16 protein-coding genes are annotated in these 17,819 nt (G+C 39.0%); 14 read left to right on the top strand and 2 right to left on the bottom strand.

Annotation, left to right across the window (positions count from 1 at the left end; translation table 11 throughout):
- On the top strand, window positions 1–1,287 hold a 1,287-nt coding region (locus BW724_RS19050; RefSeq protein ID WP_205160374.1), incomplete at its 5' end, for a transposase.
- A 62-nt stretch (window positions 1,288–1,349) separates the two neighbouring features.
- Entirely contained in the window at window positions 1,350–1,943 is a 594-nt protein-coding gene (locus BW724_RS19045; RefSeq protein ID WP_088076713.1) for a serine hydrolase domain-containing protein, read from the top strand.
- On the opposite strand, the gene istB is transcribed toward BW724_RS19045, so the two are convergent.
- Together istB and istA are read right to left on the bottom strand one after the other, a co-directional pair.
- On the bottom strand, window positions 1,932–2,651 hold the full coding sequence (gene istB / locus BW724_RS19040) for an IS21-like element helper ATPase IstB (RefSeq protein ID WP_088073339.1): 720 nt from the start codon (window positions 2,649–2,651) through the stop codon (window positions 1,932–1,934). The genes BW724_RS19045 and istB overlap by 12 nt on opposite strands.
- Complete coding sequence (istA, locus tag BW724_RS19035) at window positions 2,648–4,150, bottom strand: IS21 family transposase (protein ID WP_088076712.1); 1,503 nt, start codon at window positions 4,148–4,150, stop codon at window positions 2,648–2,650. Before istA ends, istB begins: the two co-directional genes overlap by 4 nt.
- A 118-nt stretch (window positions 4,151–4,268) precedes the next feature.
- On the opposite strand from istA, the gene BW724_RS19030 reads away from it, so the two are divergent.
- From BW724_RS19030 to BW724_RS18970, 12 genes are all read left to right on the top strand, one after another.
- On the top strand, window positions 4,269–4,946 hold the full coding sequence (locus tag BW724_RS19030) for a serine hydrolase domain-containing protein (RefSeq protein ID WP_140355014.1): 678 nt from the start codon (window positions 4,269–4,271) through the stop codon (window positions 4,944–4,946).
- A 146-nt stretch (window positions 4,947–5,092) separates the two neighbouring features.
- Complete coding sequence (locus tag BW724_RS19025) at window positions 5,093–5,503, top strand: hypothetical protein (RefSeq protein ID WP_088076710.1); 411 nt, start codon at window positions 5,093–5,095, stop codon at window positions 5,501–5,503.
- 97 nt (window positions 5,504–5,600) lie between these two features.
- Window positions 5,601–6,110, top strand: a complete 510-nt coding sequence (locus BW724_RS19020) for a hypothetical protein (RefSeq protein WP_088076709.1) — start codon at window positions 5,601–5,603, stop codon at window positions 6,108–6,110.
- Between the two features lie 104 nt (window positions 6,111–6,214).
- Entirely contained in the window at window positions 6,215–6,736 is a 522-nt protein-coding gene (locus BW724_RS19015; protein ID WP_088076708.1) for a DUF1648 domain-containing protein, read from the top strand.
- A gap of 137 nt (window positions 6,737–6,873) precedes the next feature.
- A complete protein-coding gene (locus BW724_RS19010; protein WP_088076707.1) occupies window positions 6,874–7,122 on the top strand; it encodes a hypothetical protein in 249 nt (82 codons plus the stop codon).
- Window positions 7,123–7,178: 56 nt separating this feature from the next.
- The gene (locus BW724_RS19005) at window positions 7,179–7,538 is read left to right on the top strand and encodes a hypothetical protein (protein WP_088076706.1); all 360 of its coding nucleotides are present in this window, start codon (window positions 7,179–7,181) and stop codon (window positions 7,536–7,538) included.
- A 171-nt stretch (window positions 7,539–7,709) separates the two neighbouring features.
- Window positions 7,710–8,141, top strand: coding sequence for a hypothetical protein (locus BW724_RS19000; protein WP_088076705.1), 432 nt, complete (start codon window positions 7,710–7,712; stop codon window positions 8,139–8,141).
- A 173-nt stretch (window positions 8,142–8,314) separates the two neighbouring features.
- Window positions 8,315–8,620: a hypothetical protein gene (locus BW724_RS18995; protein ID WP_088076704.1), complete on the top strand. Its 306-nt coding sequence runs from the start codon at window positions 8,315–8,317 to the stop codon at window positions 8,618–8,620.
- Between the two features lie 303 nt (window positions 8,621–8,923).
- Complete coding sequence (locus BW724_RS18990; RefSeq protein ID WP_088076703.1) at window positions 8,924–10,360, top strand: MATE family efflux transporter; 1,437 nt, start codon at window positions 8,924–8,926, stop codon at window positions 10,358–10,360.
- Between the two features lie 2,467 nt (window positions 10,361–12,827).
- Window positions 12,828–13,853, top strand: coding sequence for a sugar-binding protein (locus BW724_RS18980; RefSeq protein ID WP_235849020.1), 1,026 nt, complete (start codon window positions 12,828–12,830; stop codon window positions 13,851–13,853).
- Window positions 13,847–15,325 carry a sensor histidine kinase gene (locus tag BW724_RS18975; protein WP_088076701.1) on the top strand — a complete coding sequence of 493 codons (1,479 nt, stop codon included), beginning with the start codon at window positions 13,847–13,849 and terminating at the stop codon, window positions 15,323–15,325. The genes BW724_RS18980 and BW724_RS18975 overlap by 7 nt, the downstream gene beginning before the upstream one ends.
- Window positions 15,297–16,874, top strand: a complete 1,578-nt coding sequence (locus BW724_RS18970) for a response regulator transcription factor (RefSeq protein ID WP_088076700.1) — start codon at window positions 15,297–15,299, stop codon at window positions 16,872–16,874. The genes BW724_RS18975 and BW724_RS18970 overlap by 29 nt, the downstream gene beginning before the upstream one ends.
- The last annotated feature ends 945 nt before the right edge of the window (window positions 16,875–17,819 follow it).

Raw genomic sequence — 17,819 nt, 5'->3', positions numbered from 1 at the left:
GCTTTAGACAAAGGGCTGTGGGGGAAAGAAGATGATCGTTGGCTTATTGATTCCTTTCATACGTATGCTAACATTGCCAAAGTAGGGTCGTATCGCTTAATCCAACAAGGAATCCTTCAAATTATTCATCACATCGAACGTACATATCCAAAGCTGTATACCTATCTTCAAAAGGATTGTGCACTCAAAAGCTTTATGAAGCCACTCTCGGATCAAATACCTGAAAAGCGACGATTGGTATTATTTAGTCGCCTGGTGGTGGAAGCCTATAGCCTGTTACATTGGCTAGAAAATGAAAAAGTAAAACCTATATTCTGGACATGGAAGAAATCAAAACAACAACTTCGTTGTTTGGAACTTCAAGCCATTCTCTATCAAATTTTACAGGAAAACACTAAATCAATTGATCAGGATAAGCACGAAGGGGCCGAACAGGGACAACCCCAGTACCAAGAATTATCAAAAAAAGAAAAACCAAAAGATCGAATTCGAAGTGCCTATGATCCAGAAATTCGGAGTGGATATAAATCGAAATCCTTGAAGTTTACCGGAGATAAAATCCAAGTCTTAGAGTCGAGGGAGAACGGATTAGTCTTGAATATTGAACCCATTCCAGGCAATGAGTGGGACGGAGAGCGTCTTGGTCCAATGGTGAAAGAAATGATAGGTAGTTACGGAATTGCACCGAAACAGCTCATAGGTGATACGGCCTATGGCACAGGTGAAAATCGTCAGAAAATACAAGGAATGAAAATTTTAATGACAGCTCCTATACAAAAATATAAAAATCCAACGGGGTTATTAGAAAGCGATTGGTTTGTTTATGATGCCAATTTGGATGAGGTCATCTGTCCTCAAGGGTATTCGACTTCTAAGAAAGTGCGAAATAACGTAAATCAAGGGAATCAATTCAAATTCGAAGCGAAAACTTGTCAAGTTTGTCCACTATTTGAACAATGTACAACCAATGAAAAAGGTCGTACCGTTTTTATCAGTGATTACTATGAAATAATGGAACAAGGAAAATCCTATAATTTAACTGAAGTTGGAAAAGATGCATTAAGGGATCGGTACGATGTGGAAAGAACGAATAATGAAGCAGCCAACCATCATGGACTCAGGAAACCAAGAACAAGAGGGAGAGAATCATTAAGGATAACATCTAAATTGACGGCAATGGTTATCAACTTGAAAATAATGGTGAAGAAATTAGCTGAACCTATAAAGCCTTTTTACCGTTATAAAAAATGCGAAAATCGGATAAAGGCCCCCGTCTGCCCAAATTAAGTAAATTAGGACAATATCGAAGGCCTTAAAAAGGGCAGAAAGCATTAAAATAGTGAAACTTTGTGAAAAAACTCAATAAAAGCCAAGAAGTTTGTGAAATAAGGGATAGAAGTGAAATAAACTACAATAAATCGACAGTCTCGAATAATCGCCTATTTAGTGGAGTTGTCTTATTAGGAGATGAGGGCACAGCTTTTTATAAAAGGGCGGTTGGTAAACAGTCATTAACAACATTACAATCCATTGACTCAGTTTTTGAAATATCGTCTATTTCAAAAAGCTTCACAGCCACGGCCGTCATGATGTTAGTGGAACAGAATAGACTTCACCTAGAGGAGGACATTGAACGATTTTTTCCAACATTGCCTTACAAAAATATTACTATTAAGAATCTGTTGAATCACACCTCTGGATTGCCAGACTACATGGCGTGGTTTGAGAATCCAGAAAACTGGGATCAAAACAAAATAGTTAGTAATGAGGACGTGCTTTTTTACCTAGAAAATCAAAAGCCAAAGGTATTATTTCAAGCGAATGCGCAGTGGGAGTATTGTAATACTGGTTACGTATTATTAGCGGTGTATTTGGCAAGTAAAAAATGTATGAAATGGCAATTAAAAATGTATGCCACTTGCACCTCCTATTTACTTGTTTAGTAAAGACTCTTTATATCGAAAACTATCACCTTTAAATACTAATAAATGTGAATGATGTATCAGCCGGTCAATGACTGCCTCAGTAAGGATCGGATCTCCAAATACATGGTTCCATTGACCGAATTGAAGGTTGGTGGTGATTACCATACTTCGATTCTCATAACACATGGAAATCACCTGAAAAAGTAGTTCAGCCCCCTCCTTATTTAAGGGGATGTAACCCAATTCGTCCAAAACCAGATTGTCTAGCTTATCTATCTGTTTCATCAGCTTAGGTAACGTCCCTTGCTGATTGGCTTCTATTAATTTATTTACTAAACCTGCCACGGTAAAAAATTTCACCTTATAGCCAAACTTATATATGGCATTTAAGGACAGTAAGGTTGCTAAGTAGGTTTTCCCCGTCCCAACTCCTCCATACAAAATGAGATTCTCCCTATCTTTAATAAAATCCCCATTTAATACAGTATCTCTATCAATTCCTTGTGGAATTTGTATATGCTCCCACTGAAACGGCTGGGACCCCGTTTTGGGAAGTTGAGCTTGGCTTAATAAGAGATTAACCTTGCGCTCTTCTCGTGCTTCTACTTCCTTTTCTAAAAGCTTTAGAAGGAACTCCTCATTACTGTTTGCTTTGATATTGTTATAGTTCTCCTTCGTCCAACTGAGCTTCAGACGCTTGGCATATAGTGCTATTTGTTCATTCACCTTGCGACACCCCCTTCTTGGAAGAAGGCATCATAATGGGTTAACCCTCTTGAGGCATCCGGCATTGTTGGTACTCTGAAACGAGGAGTTATCGCCGCATGAGAATTGCTCTGATTGAGTAAAGAATAAAAGCAATGCTTTATTTGGTCTGTATTAGGGTGCCCATGCGCGGAAGCTATTCTTAGGGCCTCATTGAGTAGCGTGAAATCATTATTTTTTAATAGACTCCCTAAAAGCCGTAAGGCTGCTTTCTGTTCCTCCTCCGTACATTCTCTTAAGTATTTCGACCACTCATAAGGAAATTGATCATACAAACTTGTATATTTAATAGCCTTTGGCCGTCTTGATAATAAATCAAGATAGGGCTGCCATATCATTGACCTACGCCTAACCCCGTAAAGTCGATGGTGAGTTACAACGATTTCATGGTCCTCATTTAAAACCGTAATAGAATTATAAGTTATACAAACTCTTACCTTTTGCCTGGCGAATCTAGGAGAAGTTGAATACTCTTTATTGTCTATTGATACAATTCCATACTTATCAGCCTTTACTTGTTCATATCGTGTACAGTCAAACGATTTCTCAGGCAGTATCAGCCATGCTTCTTGATCTTCCTTATATAATTCTGATTGGAGTACGTGCTTTAGATAGTGTGGGCGTTCTCTATCATCTTCTGCTACTTTCCATAGAGTACTATTAAACTCATCCAAGTTAGTTATAGTACATTCAGGTAAGAGGAAGTTGTTCCGAACATATTTAACCATTGCCTCTACATGCCCTTTTTCATTTCCTTTGCCAGGATTACAGAATTCATACTGGAAGCCATAGTGTAAAACAAAACGTTCAAAAGTATCTGTTAGACTTCGTTCTCCTTTTCCTTTTATCTTTTTTACTGCAGGTGATAAATTATCAAAGCGAATGGTGTTTGGTACTCCACCCATATGACGGAACATTCTCTGTAAACCTTCCAACAAGCACTCTGTGTTTTCCGAAGGAAATACCTGAAAGTAGAATGTATTACTGTTCTGGAATGACATTACTAAGTATGGAAGGTCAATTACTTCCCCTAAATATTTGAAAGGGGCTTCTCCAAAATCCACCTGTGCTGTACCTGGTATTGCTTCCAGCGGAAGGGCAGCTCCTTCAATATACTCCTTTATTTCCTTCTTACGATGAGATACATAAGCTCTTACTGAGCGGGCTGACCCTTTGAAACTATGAAACTTTACTAATTGCTCATACATCTTTTTGGCCGTTCTATGATTCTTCTTTTTCTTTTTAAGATCCTCTTTAATCCACTTATCTAGAATTGGTTTTACTGGATCCATAACTCTAGAAATTCGTTTTTGTGGTTCCTTTACGTTAAATTCTTCTTGATTCGCATATTTCGTTACAGTCCTTGGATCTATCTCCATTCTCCTTGCTACATTGGCATATGTTTCACCTTTTTGATTCACTTCATATCTGATATAATCTATTTGTGCCACTTTCAACATCTCCTAATATCCTCCTGTCAAACGTTGTTGGTCCAACGAGGAGTTTAAAGTTATTTGGAGAAGATTGCAAGTGGCCTTTTTTAATTTATGCCGGCCCCTCGGGGCCGGCATAAATTAATTGCCATACCCTACATTATTAGTTTGCCATAAACAAGCGGAAATAATTGAGGCAGTCACGCAGATGTCATACGGGGAATATTTAAGCAAAAACATATTTGTTCCTCTAGAAATGAAAAATTCATCTGTTTATTCACAGTTTCTTGATAGGAAGTTAGAAAAGTATGCTACAGGATTTATTTATGATTGGGAAAAAGACCATTACTATTTTCCGCATGAATTAGATGAGCACAAATATGTTTACTTTTTCGATGGTGTAAAGGGCGATGGGGGAATAAAATCGACAGTAGACGATTTATTGATTTGGGAGCAATCACTCTACAACAATCGATTGTTGTCAAAAGAGGCCACTGACATTTTGTTAAAACCTGCTTTAGTCGAAGGAGACGTCAGGGCTTCGACGGGCTATTGTCCAGGGTTACACAATGAGTACGGAGGTTATGGACTTGGGTGGAAACTCGAGCAACATCCAGAGTATCAGGATATTGTTCTTCATGATGGATATTGGGCCGGCTACTGTTCTGCTCTAATCAGCTATAAAAGTTTGAAAAAGACTATAATCATGTTGAGTAACTTGGATTTTATGAATGAGAAGTTTAATAAGGTGCATCATTTGCTAGCTCTGGCATTAGAGAGTATTTTATTTGGTAAAAGAGCAGATTTGGACGTATTTGAGTAAACATGGGGACGGTTCTTGCGTTTACAATTGTCTGACAATTGTAAACGCAAGAACCGTCCCTTATGTTACACTTAAGTTAGTGAATCAGACCTGTATTATTAACCTATGTGAGAGTAAATAATCTTTTTAATCAAGGAGGGTGAGGTTTGGTATTCAAATATAGGGTAAGGGGAGCTTGGATTTTTGCTGGTGTCATGTCGCTAGTCGTTGCAATTTTGAGCGTGATTATGTTGCTGTTGATAAGAAATACTGATTATCATACATTTTTTCACTCTTTAATTGTACTAAACCTAGTACTAAATTTATTTTTATCATTCAGTTACTTTAGGATCCAAAAGATTGATTATGTACGTTTAGATGAGGACTCCATTTCTATTCATCGTGGTTTTCCATTTCCAAGAGAAAAAGTAATGATGTCTGATGTAGGAAATGTAAACATAGATGATGATAAGATTTCTATATTTATTAAAGGAAAAAATGACAGACGAGTAGATCTCTATTCAAAATTCATACGTGCTAATGATTTTGAGAAACTGAGACAGGAACTAAAAAGGTGAAATACGTGGGGTGAAACACAGGGGCGGTTCTCGCGTTTATAATTGTCTGACAAATGTAAACGGGAGAACCGTCCCTCCTGTGATAGGGGGTTCGCATATGAAGAACATGCGATTAATAATGTTGCTAATTATTATGGCCATCACAATCATCATTCCATTTGGGTGTAATAGTTTGCAAGATGATACAAAGAATAATATGATGCCAGATGACTTTGATTTCAGCCTTACATACGGGACATATGGAAAACAAAAAATAGATACTTTTAATCATATTGTTGTTAAAGACCTTATTGAGGATGGAACAATCGAGGCTAGCATTTCACTTGCTAAACTAGAAAAGCAGGAAATATATGAAGAAATGATGAAAATAGATATATTAGCAGCAACCGATTTTTCAGAAAACAAAGAATGTGAAATTGAACCACCTTCGTTTTCGACATGGACGGTTCAAATGAATGGTGAATCAAAAAGCTTTTCCTATACAAGTTATTGCGAATATCCAGAGGACGTTCGCAATCTGATTAAACTTGAGGAGTATATTCACGACATTGTTTCTTCGAAAGAGGAATACAAGGCATTGCCAGAAGCGAAAGGATACTATGAGTGAGTTGAGTTTCATAAAAAGATTTTGTTAAATGAACATGATGATATAAATCAAATCCACATCGAAATTCCTCATAGCCATTAAAAAGAAAGTAAGGAGTAATGTAATTGGGTATTTTTAATTCAAACCGACCTAAGATTCCACTTGAAGAATTAGAAAAATCAGCATTCGAACGTTTTCTGTCTATCATAAGTATCCTAATATTTTTAGGAAGTGTCGTTTTCCTAGTTGTTATTTGGAGTAACTTGCCTGACCAGGTTCCTGCCCATTTTGGTGCAACTGGAGAAGTAAATCGACATGGCTCCATATGGGAGTTGGTGGTGCTTCTGGCAGTTGGAGCAGTTCTATATGTGCTCATGCATGTCCTAGAAAAATATCCGCATCTCCATAATTATCCTGTAGAAATTACAGAATTAAATGCAGCAGAGGCCTACCGAATTTCACGAACGCTCATTGGTACTTTAAAAAACGTCATTCTCATCCTTTTTTCAGTGTTGATGGTTAATAGCACTGTGATAGCCTTGGGGTGGGGAGATGGCATTGGTATTCTTCTTTTGCCGTTGGTCCTTTTAGGGACTGGATTACCGACAATCATAGCATTAGTGAGGTTGGTAAAACTCGCTTCATGAAAAATCACGTCGTCGTAGGCGCTAAGATTCCTTTTACTAGGTTGTGTACTTCTGACACAGCCTCGTATATGACAATAGGAAAACATATTGACTTTTTCATAGACTACATAAACAGATTTGATTGGTGAAGGAGGCGTATGGATCAAATGACTATTTATCTAGTAATTTTAATCATCATAGCAATTGTAATTAGCTTTGTTTTGTTTAGTACCTATCATGAAGAAAAATCTGAAACAGAAGTCCTGATTTTTTCCATCCTCTTAGTATTGACTGGATTCGTCTTTTATTACATAAATCCAAATGGCTTTTTCGGAGAATTTGTAGGTTTGGGCTTGGTGCTGGTAGGGCTGTTATTGGGGAGTATGCGTTTTCTATATCGTTCATAATGAGTGATCATTCAAAGGTGTAACTGAGGAATAATTTATACAATGGAGGGTCGAAGTTGAACCTATTCATATTCATCATATCTTATTTTTTCATAAGCATATTAGGCTCTTTGTCTTACGTTGGCGTATTGTTATTTACGTTTATGTTGATAAAAAAAGCATTCCATATGAATGAAACGAAGTGGCGTGACCTATTCAAGTATTGGAAGGGAAAAGGGTTATACGTGGTGATGATCCTTCCTTATCTAATCACGCTCGTCATCATATACCCACTCAGTTTGCTTTGGTTTGAGTGGATTAACTTTGAATATAGCACTGTAGGCGCCATCACTATTATTCTCTTATTAACACTGACTGGCATTTTTAAGTTTTCTAAGTTGGAAGGCATGGTTTTAAATAGAATTCAAGGAAATTAGGTTTTGGGAATGGCTCTGGGGAATTAAAGTTTAATATTGCATTGTTTGCTTGATTGGAAAAATATGATGTTTTTGTAGGGGAATTGAGTGTGTTGTTCAAAATTTAGATAGGTCAGAATTGTTTGGTTTAAAGTGGTGGACATTTGAAACAGAAACGAGGGAGCCCAGAAAATGAAGACTATTAAATTGGTAGTACCTTTATTCATTTTTTCTGCCTTACTATTAATTGGGTGTGAACTGCTCAGCTCCGCATCGGAAGAAAATAGTTTAGAAGATTCCATTCATCAGTATGTAGAAGCGGTAAAGGCGCAGAATTGGGACAAGGCATACATTTATTTGGAAACCGACTTAACGACTGATTACTATGTGAATGCAATGGCAGGTAATGAGGACGTTGTCACTCTAAAAGAACTAGAGAACTTTGAGATTGAGTACGGTGATTCTGGTTCTGATGCTAACGTTGTTTTGACCTTGATGCAAAAGACAGGCGAGGGACTACTTCGTGAGGAACTGTTTACGGTTTGGGAAGAGGACGCAGATACAGGTAAGTGGCTGTTTCAGCTAGAGACGGCTGAAACGGTTGGACTGGAGTATTTGGATTAGTGGGTACAGGTTTGGCTCACTTGTATGATGTAGTGGCTCTGAGAGACGGGACGAGGAAAATAGGTAACTGCGGGTGAGAAGGGGAGGGCAGGGCTCTACTTTACTTATCTCTTGAACAGATATGCGAGAGATATACCAGTTTGCTCTTTCTATGTAAGGGAGGATGGGTATAAATGTTAATGTTAAAGAAATATTTAATCATTAATTTAATGTCCGGTCCTTTACATTTTGTTGTATGTATCTTACTAATCTTTGGGATGTTTATGACATCAGAGCCTGATACTTGGTTTAACAATGTTAACAAAGCTCTTATCTATTTATTTTGGTTTGGAATGATACCGAATGTAGTTTATTTGTTTAAAAACTGGAGTGCTGAAAGTAACTTTGTAAGTTTCATAGTAAGTTCTGTAATTCTGTATATTGTTTACTTTGCTGTTGTGAATTTTGCAGGCTGGCTTTATTTTCATAAAATCTTTTAATGTTTTTTGGTGATTTTATCAATAGAAACGAGCATGGTTCCTTTGAACCTGCTCGTTTTTCTTTTTTAGGACAAAAAGTAGCACCCTATGTCATTGACACCGTGAACGGAAGAACCGTCCCTGTGTTCACACCACCGTGAACGGAAGAACCGTCCCTGTGTTCACAATTCCGCTTTTGATTTGACAATTCCGACCAACTCGATTTTTTTGTAACAGAACCATTTTTTTTGCTCGGAAATTCAGTATACTAAAGGGTATGTTATCTGCACATGACATAATGGTTGATGCATAGAGGAGGAGCAGATGAAAAAGCAAGATCAATATAATCATAGTTTAAGTGAAATAGATGGTAGCGCCCAGTCTGAAGAGACAAAAGCGACCTTACAGAAAATATCTTTATTTGCGATTACTTGGCCAATTTTAATTGAAGTGTCGCTGCAAACGCTCATGCAGTTTGTGGACGTATTCATGCTAAGTTTTGTATCAGACGAAGCAGTAGCAGCAATTGGCGTTGTGAATCAAATTCTTATCATTTCCATTGTTCTTTTTAATTTTGCAGCCATGGGTTGTGGAGTAGTTGTGGCCCAGTTCGTTGGGGCGAGAAAGCCGAAAGATGTGAGTGCTACGATTGCCAATGCCATGTTCATGAATCTTCTTTTTGGCGTGGTGATCAGCGGTATCCTCATATTTTTCCGAGAACCGCTGTTAGGGATATTCGATTTAACCCCTGAGCTATTGGAATACGCAAATATATACATGCTCATCGTCGGTGGATCCATGTTCATTCAGGCGATGGTGATCACCATTTTCTCCGTGCTTCAAGCGCAGGGGAACACGAAGGACGTTATGTATGTTTCTATCGGAATGAACATTCTAAACATCATCGGTAACTATCTGTTTATATTCGGTGCCCTCGGCGTACCACAGTTAGGCGTAATGGGGGTGGCGATCTCGACTGCCGCGTGCCGTCTGTTAGCCATGCTCGTCCTTTTCTATCTTCTTTACAAACGCGTAGAGGTAAAAATAAAGATTCGGGAATATTTCATGTTGAAAGGCGAATATGTGAAAAAAATATTGAAGATTGGTATCCCAGGGGCGGGCGAGCATTTATCTCATAATGCCAGCCAACTTTTGATTACTGTATTCATCACCATTCTTGGGACCGTCGCCCTTTCCACTAGGGTTTATACGCTCAATTATGCATGGGTAATTACCACGTTTTCTATGGCCATGTCCAAAGGGATGCAAATTTATATCGGACAGTTGGTTGGGGCTGGCTTGACCAATTATGCTTATAAGCGCATGTTCCGTGGTTTAAGAATATCGTTGTTAGTTGCCGTATCAGGCGCTATCATCTTAGCTGTTTTTGGTGAATTCTTCTTAGGACTCTTCACCAGTGACCAAGAAATCATTGCAATTGGAGCAATACTGTTAATTATTGGTGTTTTCATCGAGCCTGGTCGAACAACAAATATGGTTGTGATTAGCGCATTGAGGGCAGCAGGTGACGCCCGTTATCCAGTAATTGTTGGGATTATCTCCATGTGGGGAATTAGTGTTACCCTTGCCTATTTCTTAGGTATCTATCTTGGGTGGGGGCTCATTGGAGTTTGGATTGCTCTCCTTGCAGACGAGTGGATTCGCGCAATCTTGATGCTGTTCCGTTGGCGAAGCCGAAAATGGCAGTCCATGGGATTGGTGGAGGACGAAAAAGGTGAAGAAGCTAGATCCAGCGCTTGATTGTGAACGTGTGTGTTGAGCGTTGGATAGTGGCTGGTGTGTGGTGAACGCAGGGACGGTTCTGTTGTTCACGAAAGCTTGGATGAACGCAGGGACGGTTCTGGTGTTCACGAAAGCTTGGAATAAAGTGAGTATTGGGGCAGTTCTGGTGTTTAAGACCGTTTTTATAGCTTTATCCAGTAAAACTGTCGATGGAAAGTGTTCATACCGACAGATTTGAAGCTACAGCCACCAAAACTGTCGATAAGAATCAATAATACCGACAGATTCCAAGGTCCAGCAAAGAAAACAGTCGATAAGGAGCAATAATACCGACAGATTCCAAGGTCCAGCAAAGAAAACAGTCGATAAGGAGCAATAATACCGACAGTTATCAAGCTTCAGCAAGTAAAACTGTCGATAAGAATCAATAATAACGACAGTTTTGAAGCTTCAGCAAGTAAAACTGTCGATAAGAATCAATAATAACGACAGATTTGAAGCTCCAGCAAGTAAAACAGTCGATAAGAAGCAATAATACCGACAGTTATCAAGCTTCAGCAACCAAAACTGTCGATATAAAGCAATAATACCGACAGATTTGAAGCTCCAGCAAGAAAAATTGTCGATAAGCAGCAATAATAACGACAGTTTTCAAGCTCCAGCAAGTAAAACTGTCGATAAGAAGCAATAATAACGACAGATTTCAGAATTGAGCAAGAAAAACTGTCGATAAGAGGCGCTCATACCGACAGATTTGAAGCTTCAGCAACCAAAACAGTCGATAAGAAGTGCTCATACCGACAGATTTCAGGATTGAGCAAGTAAAACTGTCGATAAGAATCAATAATACCGACAGATTCCAAGGTCCAGCAAAGAAAACAGTCGATAAGGAGCAATAATACCGACAGTTATCAAGCTTCAGCAACCAAAACTGTCGATAAGAATCAATAATACCGACAGATATCAAGCTCCAGCAAAGCAAACTGTCGATAAGAGGCGCTCATACCGACAGATTTGAGGCTACAGCAATGAAAACTGTCGATAAGAAGCAATAATACCGACAGATTTGAAGCTCCAGCAAGAAAAATTGTCGATAAGCAGCAATAATAACGACAGTTTTCAAGCTCCAGCAAGTAAAACTGTCGATAAGAATCAATAATACCGACAGATATCAAGCTCCAGCAAAGCAAACTGTCGGTAAGAGGCGCTCATACCGACAGAGTTGAAGCTTCAGCAAGTAAAACTGTCGATAAGAATCAATAATACCGACAGATATCAAGCTCCAGCAAAGCAAACTGTCGGTAAGAGGCGCTCATACCGACAGAGTTGAAGCTTCAGCAAGTAAAACTGTCGATAAGAATCAATAATACCGACAGATATCAAGCTCCAGCAAAGCAAACTGTCGGTAAGAGGCGCTCATACCGACAGAGTTGAAGCTTCAGCAAGTAAAACTGTCGATAAGAATCAATAATACCGACAGATATCAAGCTCCAGCAAAGCAAACTGTCGGTAAGAGGCGCTCATACCGACAGAGTTGAAGCTTCAGCAAGTAAAACTGTCGATAAGAATCAATAATACCGACAGATATCAAGCTCCAGCAAAGCAAACTGTCGGTAAGAGGCGCTCATACCGACAGAGTTGAAGCTTCAGCAAGTAAAACTGTCGATAAGAATCAATAATACCGACAGATATCAAGCTCCAGCAAAGCAAACTGTCGGTAAGAGGCGCTCATACCGACAGAGTTGAAGCTTCAGCAAGTAAAACTGTCGATAAGAATCAATAATACCGACAGATATCAAGCTCCAGCAAAGCAAACTGTCGGTAAGAGGCGCTCATACCGACAGAGTTGAAGCTTCAGCAAGTAAAACTGTCGATAAGAATCAATAATACCGACAGATATCAAGCTCCAGCAAAGCAAACTGTCGGTAAGAGGCGCTCATACCGACAGAGTTGAAGCTTCAGCAAGTAAAACTGTCGATAAGAATCAATAATACCGACAGATATCAAGCTCCAGCAAAGCAAACTGTCGGTAAGAGGCGCTCATACCGACAGAGTTGAAGCTTCAGCAAGTAAAACTGTCGATAAGAATCAATAATACCGACAGATATCAAGCTCCAGCAAAGCAAACTGTCGGTAAGAGGCGCTCATACCGACAGAGTTGAAGCTTCAGCAAGTAAAACTGTCGATAAGAATCAATAATACCGACAGATATCAAGCTCCAGCAAAGCAAACTGTCGGTAAGAGGCGCTCATACCGACAGAGTTGAAGCTTCAGCAAGTAAAACTGTCGATAAGAGGAGGTAATACCGACAGATTTGAAGCTTCGACACCCAAATCTGTCAATAACACCTGATCATCACAGCCGTTGATCAACTAAACTAATAAACGACTGTTGTTCACAACATTTCTACCGATAACTTAGTGTGAGTGTAGTAGAATAAAAGAGACAGATTCGGATGATCATTGGTGCTGAAGGAGAATGTGGTATGAAAGTGAGAGGTCGCCTAATTATATATGTGCTTCTAATAGCTACACTAATTGGAAGCGCTTTTTTATCATTGTTTTATTATTTGGAAGTGAAGAACTATGAGGAGCAGATGTTAGATATTGTTGCAAAAACACCGATGCCTGCGCACCACCTCGTTTTGATCAGCGAAGAGTTGGATCATGAATATTGGAAACTTGTAGAAGCTGGAGCGAAACAAGCGGAGGATTACTATGATGTTTTTGTAGAATTTACTGGTCCACAAAACTCTAATCAAGATGAACAAGTAAGGCTATTGGAAATGGCTATCGCGAAGAGAGTGGATGGAATTATCGTTCAAGCTTTGAATGATGAATTGTTTACCCCCTTAATAAATAAAGCGTTGGTTCAAGGGATTCCAGTTGTAACGATTGATACGGACGAACCAAATAGTTACCGCATTTCTTACATAGGTACTGATAATTATCGTTCTGGAAAACTAGCAGGTCATGCTTTAATAGCTGACTTAGAGGGGGAGGCGGTAGTAGGTATTATTGCAAATAGTCTTGCCTCTACACATATGCAACAGCGCGTTCAAGGATTTAAAGACGCTGTGGAGGATGAACCAGGAATTCAGGTCGTTACTATTGAGGAGTCGAATAATTCTAGGGTAGGGGCATCGGAGAAGGCGGATAAAATGCTGAAGACATATCCTCACATCACAGCTTTTTATGGAACAAGCGCCTTAGATGGTTTGGGAGTAGTTTCAACCGTTACTGCATTAAATCGAGATGATATATATATCGTTGCGTTTGATACACTTGATGAAACTCTCGCACTTCTAGATCAGGGCAAAATAGATGCTGTTGTTGCCCAAGAACCCTTTGAGATGGGATATCGCAGTGTAGGGATAATGCTAGATATCATTAATGGTAAAGAAGTCGATAAAGTCTATCATACGAGCACAAGTATTATTAGAAAAGAAGATTTAAAGAATGGTTTTCAAATCGTCAATGATTATGGACAAGTGGAGATTCGGCCATGGTAAAAATACGGACGAAATTATTAGTATATTTCACTGTTATTGTCAGCTTAACGATCGTTTTATCTTATATACAAGATCAAAATAGTAAGCAGGCACTGGACTATTATGAGAGTAGTTTAGACATGCTTTTTATAAAAAATGAGATTTCGCAAAAAACGAAAGAGACGTACAACTCCCTTTATTTATACGTATTGGAGCCTGATTCTAGAAATCTAGCCGAATTTCATAGCAAGAAGCAACAGTTACAAGAACTGAAAAGTAGGCTGAATCAAATAGAAAGCTTTGATGATGATCCCATTTCAATCAAAAACTACGAGAATTTAATGCTTACCTTTTTGGAACAGACAGATTTGACCGTTGATTTGGTGAATGATCGGGACGTACAGGCCTATTCCTACCATTTAGGAGAAGCGGAGAAAGTACAGGATTATATTCATGAAACGACGCTATTTTTGATTGACCGCGAGCTGACGAAATTTCAAAGTTTATTTACTTTAGTGGAAAAAAAGGTGAATAGCTCTAATAAAATGGGCCTTACCATATCGATCACTATATTAACACTTGGTATTTTCTTTGCACTCTGGTTTTCTAGGGGGATAACGAGACCTATTGCACATCTGACGAAGGCAGCTGAGGAAATTTCAGCTGGACGCTTTACAGGGAAGGATATTCAAATTTCAAATAAGGATGAACTCTATTTTTTAACAAAAACCTTTAATGAAATGAAGAAAAATATTAATCAATCAGTGAAGGATATTGAAGAAAAATCCAAATTAGCAGAGCTCTTAAAGGAAAGTGAGCTTCGTAGTCTTCAAAATCAAATTAATCCTCACTTCCTATTTAATACGCTCAATACCATTTCAAGGAAGGCGTATATTGAAGGGGCAGAAGAGACGAGTGAGCTCATATCGTCCGTGTCGACATTGCTTCGGTATAACATCGAAAATATTGAAAAAACAGCCGTTTTAAAAGATGAAGTGGAGGTTGTGAAAGAGTACTTCTATATCCAAAAAACGAGGTTTGGGGAGAAGGTGGAGTTCCACCAGGACATTGATGAGGCATGTTTAGGGGCGCCTGTTCCTAGATTAACCCTTCAACCAATTGTAGAAAATGCCTTTGTACATGGTATAGATAGTATGAAAAGGGGAGGGGAAATTCTCCTACATGTTTTCGAAGAAGGGGACTATGTTTTTCTAAAGGTTGAAGATAATGGGGTCGGTATGGACGAAAAAACAAGGAAGAGTCTTCTTCAGTCAGAGCACGCAGAAGATTACACTGCCAAAAAGCGTACAGGTCATTCGACAGGAATCGGACTAAGAAATGTGATATCGCGACTAAAGCTCATTGATAAAAGGAATGCCGTGTTTATTGAGTCTGAACTTGGTAGAGGTACGATAGTTACATTGAAATTAGTCAAACAGATGAAGAAGGGGGGAGAAGCCGAAGATGAAAGTGAGAGTGATGCTGGTAGATGATGAATCTATCGAACGGGATGGACTTAAATTAATGCTAAGCAGAAATCGACCTGATGTTGAGATCGTTGCGGAAGCATCTGATGGGAAGGAAGCTGTGGAATTTGCTTTGATCCACCAGCCAGACATTATTTTTATGGATATTAAGATGCCTGAAATGGACGGGGTTTCTGCGGTTAAGGAGATCATGACTAAACTACCAGATACAAAATGTATAATGGTTACGGCGTTCGATACGTTTCAATATGCGCAAGAAGTGATGCAGTATGGTGTGAAAGAATACTTGTTAAAACCAAGTAAAAAGGGTGTTGTTCTAGAAGCTTTTGACCGAATGGCGGCGGAAATTGGACAGTTGCACAAAGTGAAAGAAGAAAAGCAAGAGATACACCATCGATTACAGCGCATTAGTTCAGTAGCAGAATCAGAGTTCATTGTCTCGCTCATGATGGATTATGTGTATGACCATAGCATAGAGGAATGGACGGAATGGCTTGAATTAGATGGGCAGCAAGGTTTTGTTGCTGTTTTTTCCTTTGATTCACACATTGCGATACCAGAAAGGAGTGTTAAAACGGAGTGGTATCGGATTTTGAAAAGGGTGTTGCACGAGCAGAATCACCCTTGTATCGTAGGTCCATTAATCGGATTTCAAGTGCCAGCATTTATTACATTGAAAAGTGATGGGTTGCGGCCGGCTAAACATAAAGAGCATATTATTAAAGAAACAATCCAGTGTTTTCAGGGCCGAGAAAAGGGCTGCAAGCTCATTGCTGGCATGGGTAACGTTATTTCAGACTTTAGTCAATTCTCTGTTTCTTATGCAGAAGCAGTTTATGCACTTGATGATGTTTATGCAAAACCTGGTTCCAACTTTAAGTCCTTTGAGCCTAAACTGAAACGGGCTTGGAAAGAAAAAGGACTATATGATTATGAACGGGAGTTATTTAAAGTCGTGAAAAGTGGTGACTTGCAAAAGGGGCTACAAGCCTTTGAAACTTATTTTCAATTAATGAGTGAAGAGGCAAACCATCAGTTGGAAAAAATTATGAAGAGTACAGATATTTTTTTTAATGTACTAATTAGGGAAATGAAGGAATTAGGTGTAACTATTGAACATGAGGAACAGTTTCAACTACTAACGACGCCTGGTCAAGTAAAAGAGGCGGCGAAGGTTGAACTTACGAATATTATTCATTCCATCGCAACTTGGCGTAAGGATGATATGAAGGGGCAGCTTGCCCGTGCAAAGGACTATATCAACAACCATTTCCACCTTAAGTCTATTTCCCTCGAGATGGTTGCGGAAGAGGTGGGGCTCAGCTCTTATTATTTGAGCAAGCTGTTTAAGGACCGTTATGGGAAAACTTTTATTGATTATTTGACAGAGGTTAGAATCAATAAGGCTAAGGGATTTCTCCTCGATCCTAAAAAGCCTTTAAAGGAAATAGCCATCAACATTGGCTACAAAGATCCTAACTATTTCAGTCGCGTGTTTAAAAAGGAAACGGGGTTGAACCCAAGTGAATACCGTGAAAAGCATTCCTTATCTTAAGATAGGGGGTGTTTTTTTTGGTGGGGGAGGTGAGGTGCTGGCTATTACTCTTGGTTTATTTTCCCGGGGCCGGGTGTGCTCATTGGTTTCGAGTAATTAAACTTGATTTAATTTCCCTTTATCAGGTTCGCTCATTGGTTTCGGGTAATTAAAGCTGATTTAATTTCCCTTTACGGGGTTCGCTCATTGGTTTCGGGTAAATAAACTTGATTTAATTTCCCTTTATCAGGTTCGCTCATTGGTTTCGGGTAATTAAAGCTGATTTAATTTCCCTTTACGGGGTTCGCTCATTGGTTTCGGGTAAATAAACTTGATTTAATTTCCCTTTACGGGGTTCGCTCATTGGTTTCGGGTAAATAAAGTTGATTTAATTTCCCTTTAGTAGGTGCGCTTGTTGGTTTCGGGTAAATAAAGCTGATTTAATTTCCCTTTACCAGGTGCGCTCATTGGTTTCGAGTAATTAAACTCGATTTAATTTCCCTTTAGTATGTGTGCTCATTGGCTTCGGGGAATTAAACTCAATTTAAATTCCCTTTACCAGGTGTGCTCGTTGCGTTCGGGTAAATAAACTTGATTTAATTTCCCTTTACGGGATTCGCTCATTGGTTTCGGGTAATTAAAGTTGATTTAATTTCCCTTTAGCAGGCTGGAGCATTGGTTTTGAGTAATTAAACTCGATTTAATTTCCTTTTACATAGTTCGCTCAATGGTTTCGGTCAAATAAAGCCAATTTAATTTACCTTTATAAGATTGGATCAGTGGCTTCGGCAAAAAACGGAGCCAATAAAGTACCGGAATCAAAAGTCTGAATTCACTCCACTCAAGTTTGCAAAGGACACTATTTTAGTTTTCCAGCTATCACACTCGTGTTTCCTAATCACACGCGAGTTTTCCAACCATAACACTCGAGTTTTCTAATCTCCCGACACGCGTTTTCTAATCACC

The organism is Litchfieldia alkalitelluris (assembly GCF_002153425.1).
GTDB classification, from domain to species: Bacteria; Bacillota; Bacilli; order Bacillales; family Salisediminibacteriaceae; genus Evansella; species Evansella alkalicola.
Note: the sequence above shows the minus strand (reverse complement) of the source record. Positions and strands in the feature narration are given on the sequence as shown.

Coding starts and splice junctions, on each gene's coding strand:
- istA (WP_088076712.1), bottom strand. CDS start 4,150: ATGTTGAAAGTGGCACAAATAGATTATATCAGATATGAAGTGAATCAA.
- BW724_RS19000 (WP_088076705.1), top strand. CDS start 7,710: ATGAAGACTATTAAATTGGTAGTACCTTTATTCATTTTTTCTGCCTTA.
- BW724_RS18990 (WP_088076703.1), top strand. CDS start 8,924: ATGAAAAAGCAAGATCAATATAATCATAGTTTAAGTGAAATAGATGGT.
- BW724_RS18980 (WP_235849020.1), top strand. CDS start 12,828: ATGAAAGTGAGAGGTCGCCTAATTATATATGTGCTTCTAATAGCTACA.
- BW724_RS19010 (WP_088076707.1), top strand. CDS start 6,874: ATGGATCAAATGACTATTTATCTAGTAATTTTAATCATCATAGCAATT.
- BW724_RS18970 (WP_088076700.1), top strand. CDS start 15,297: ATGAAAGTGAGAGTGATGCTGGTAGATGATGAATCTATCGAACGGGAT.
- BW724_RS19020 (WP_088076709.1), top strand. CDS start 5,601: ATGAAGAACATGCGATTAATAATGTTGCTAATTATTATGGCCATCACA.
- BW724_RS18975 (WP_088076701.1), top strand. CDS start 13,847: ATGGTAAAAATACGGACGAAATTATTAGTATATTTCACTGTTATTGTC.
- BW724_RS18995 (WP_088076704.1), top strand. CDS start 8,315: ATGTTAATGTTAAAGAAATATTTAATCATTAATTTAATGTCCGGTCCT.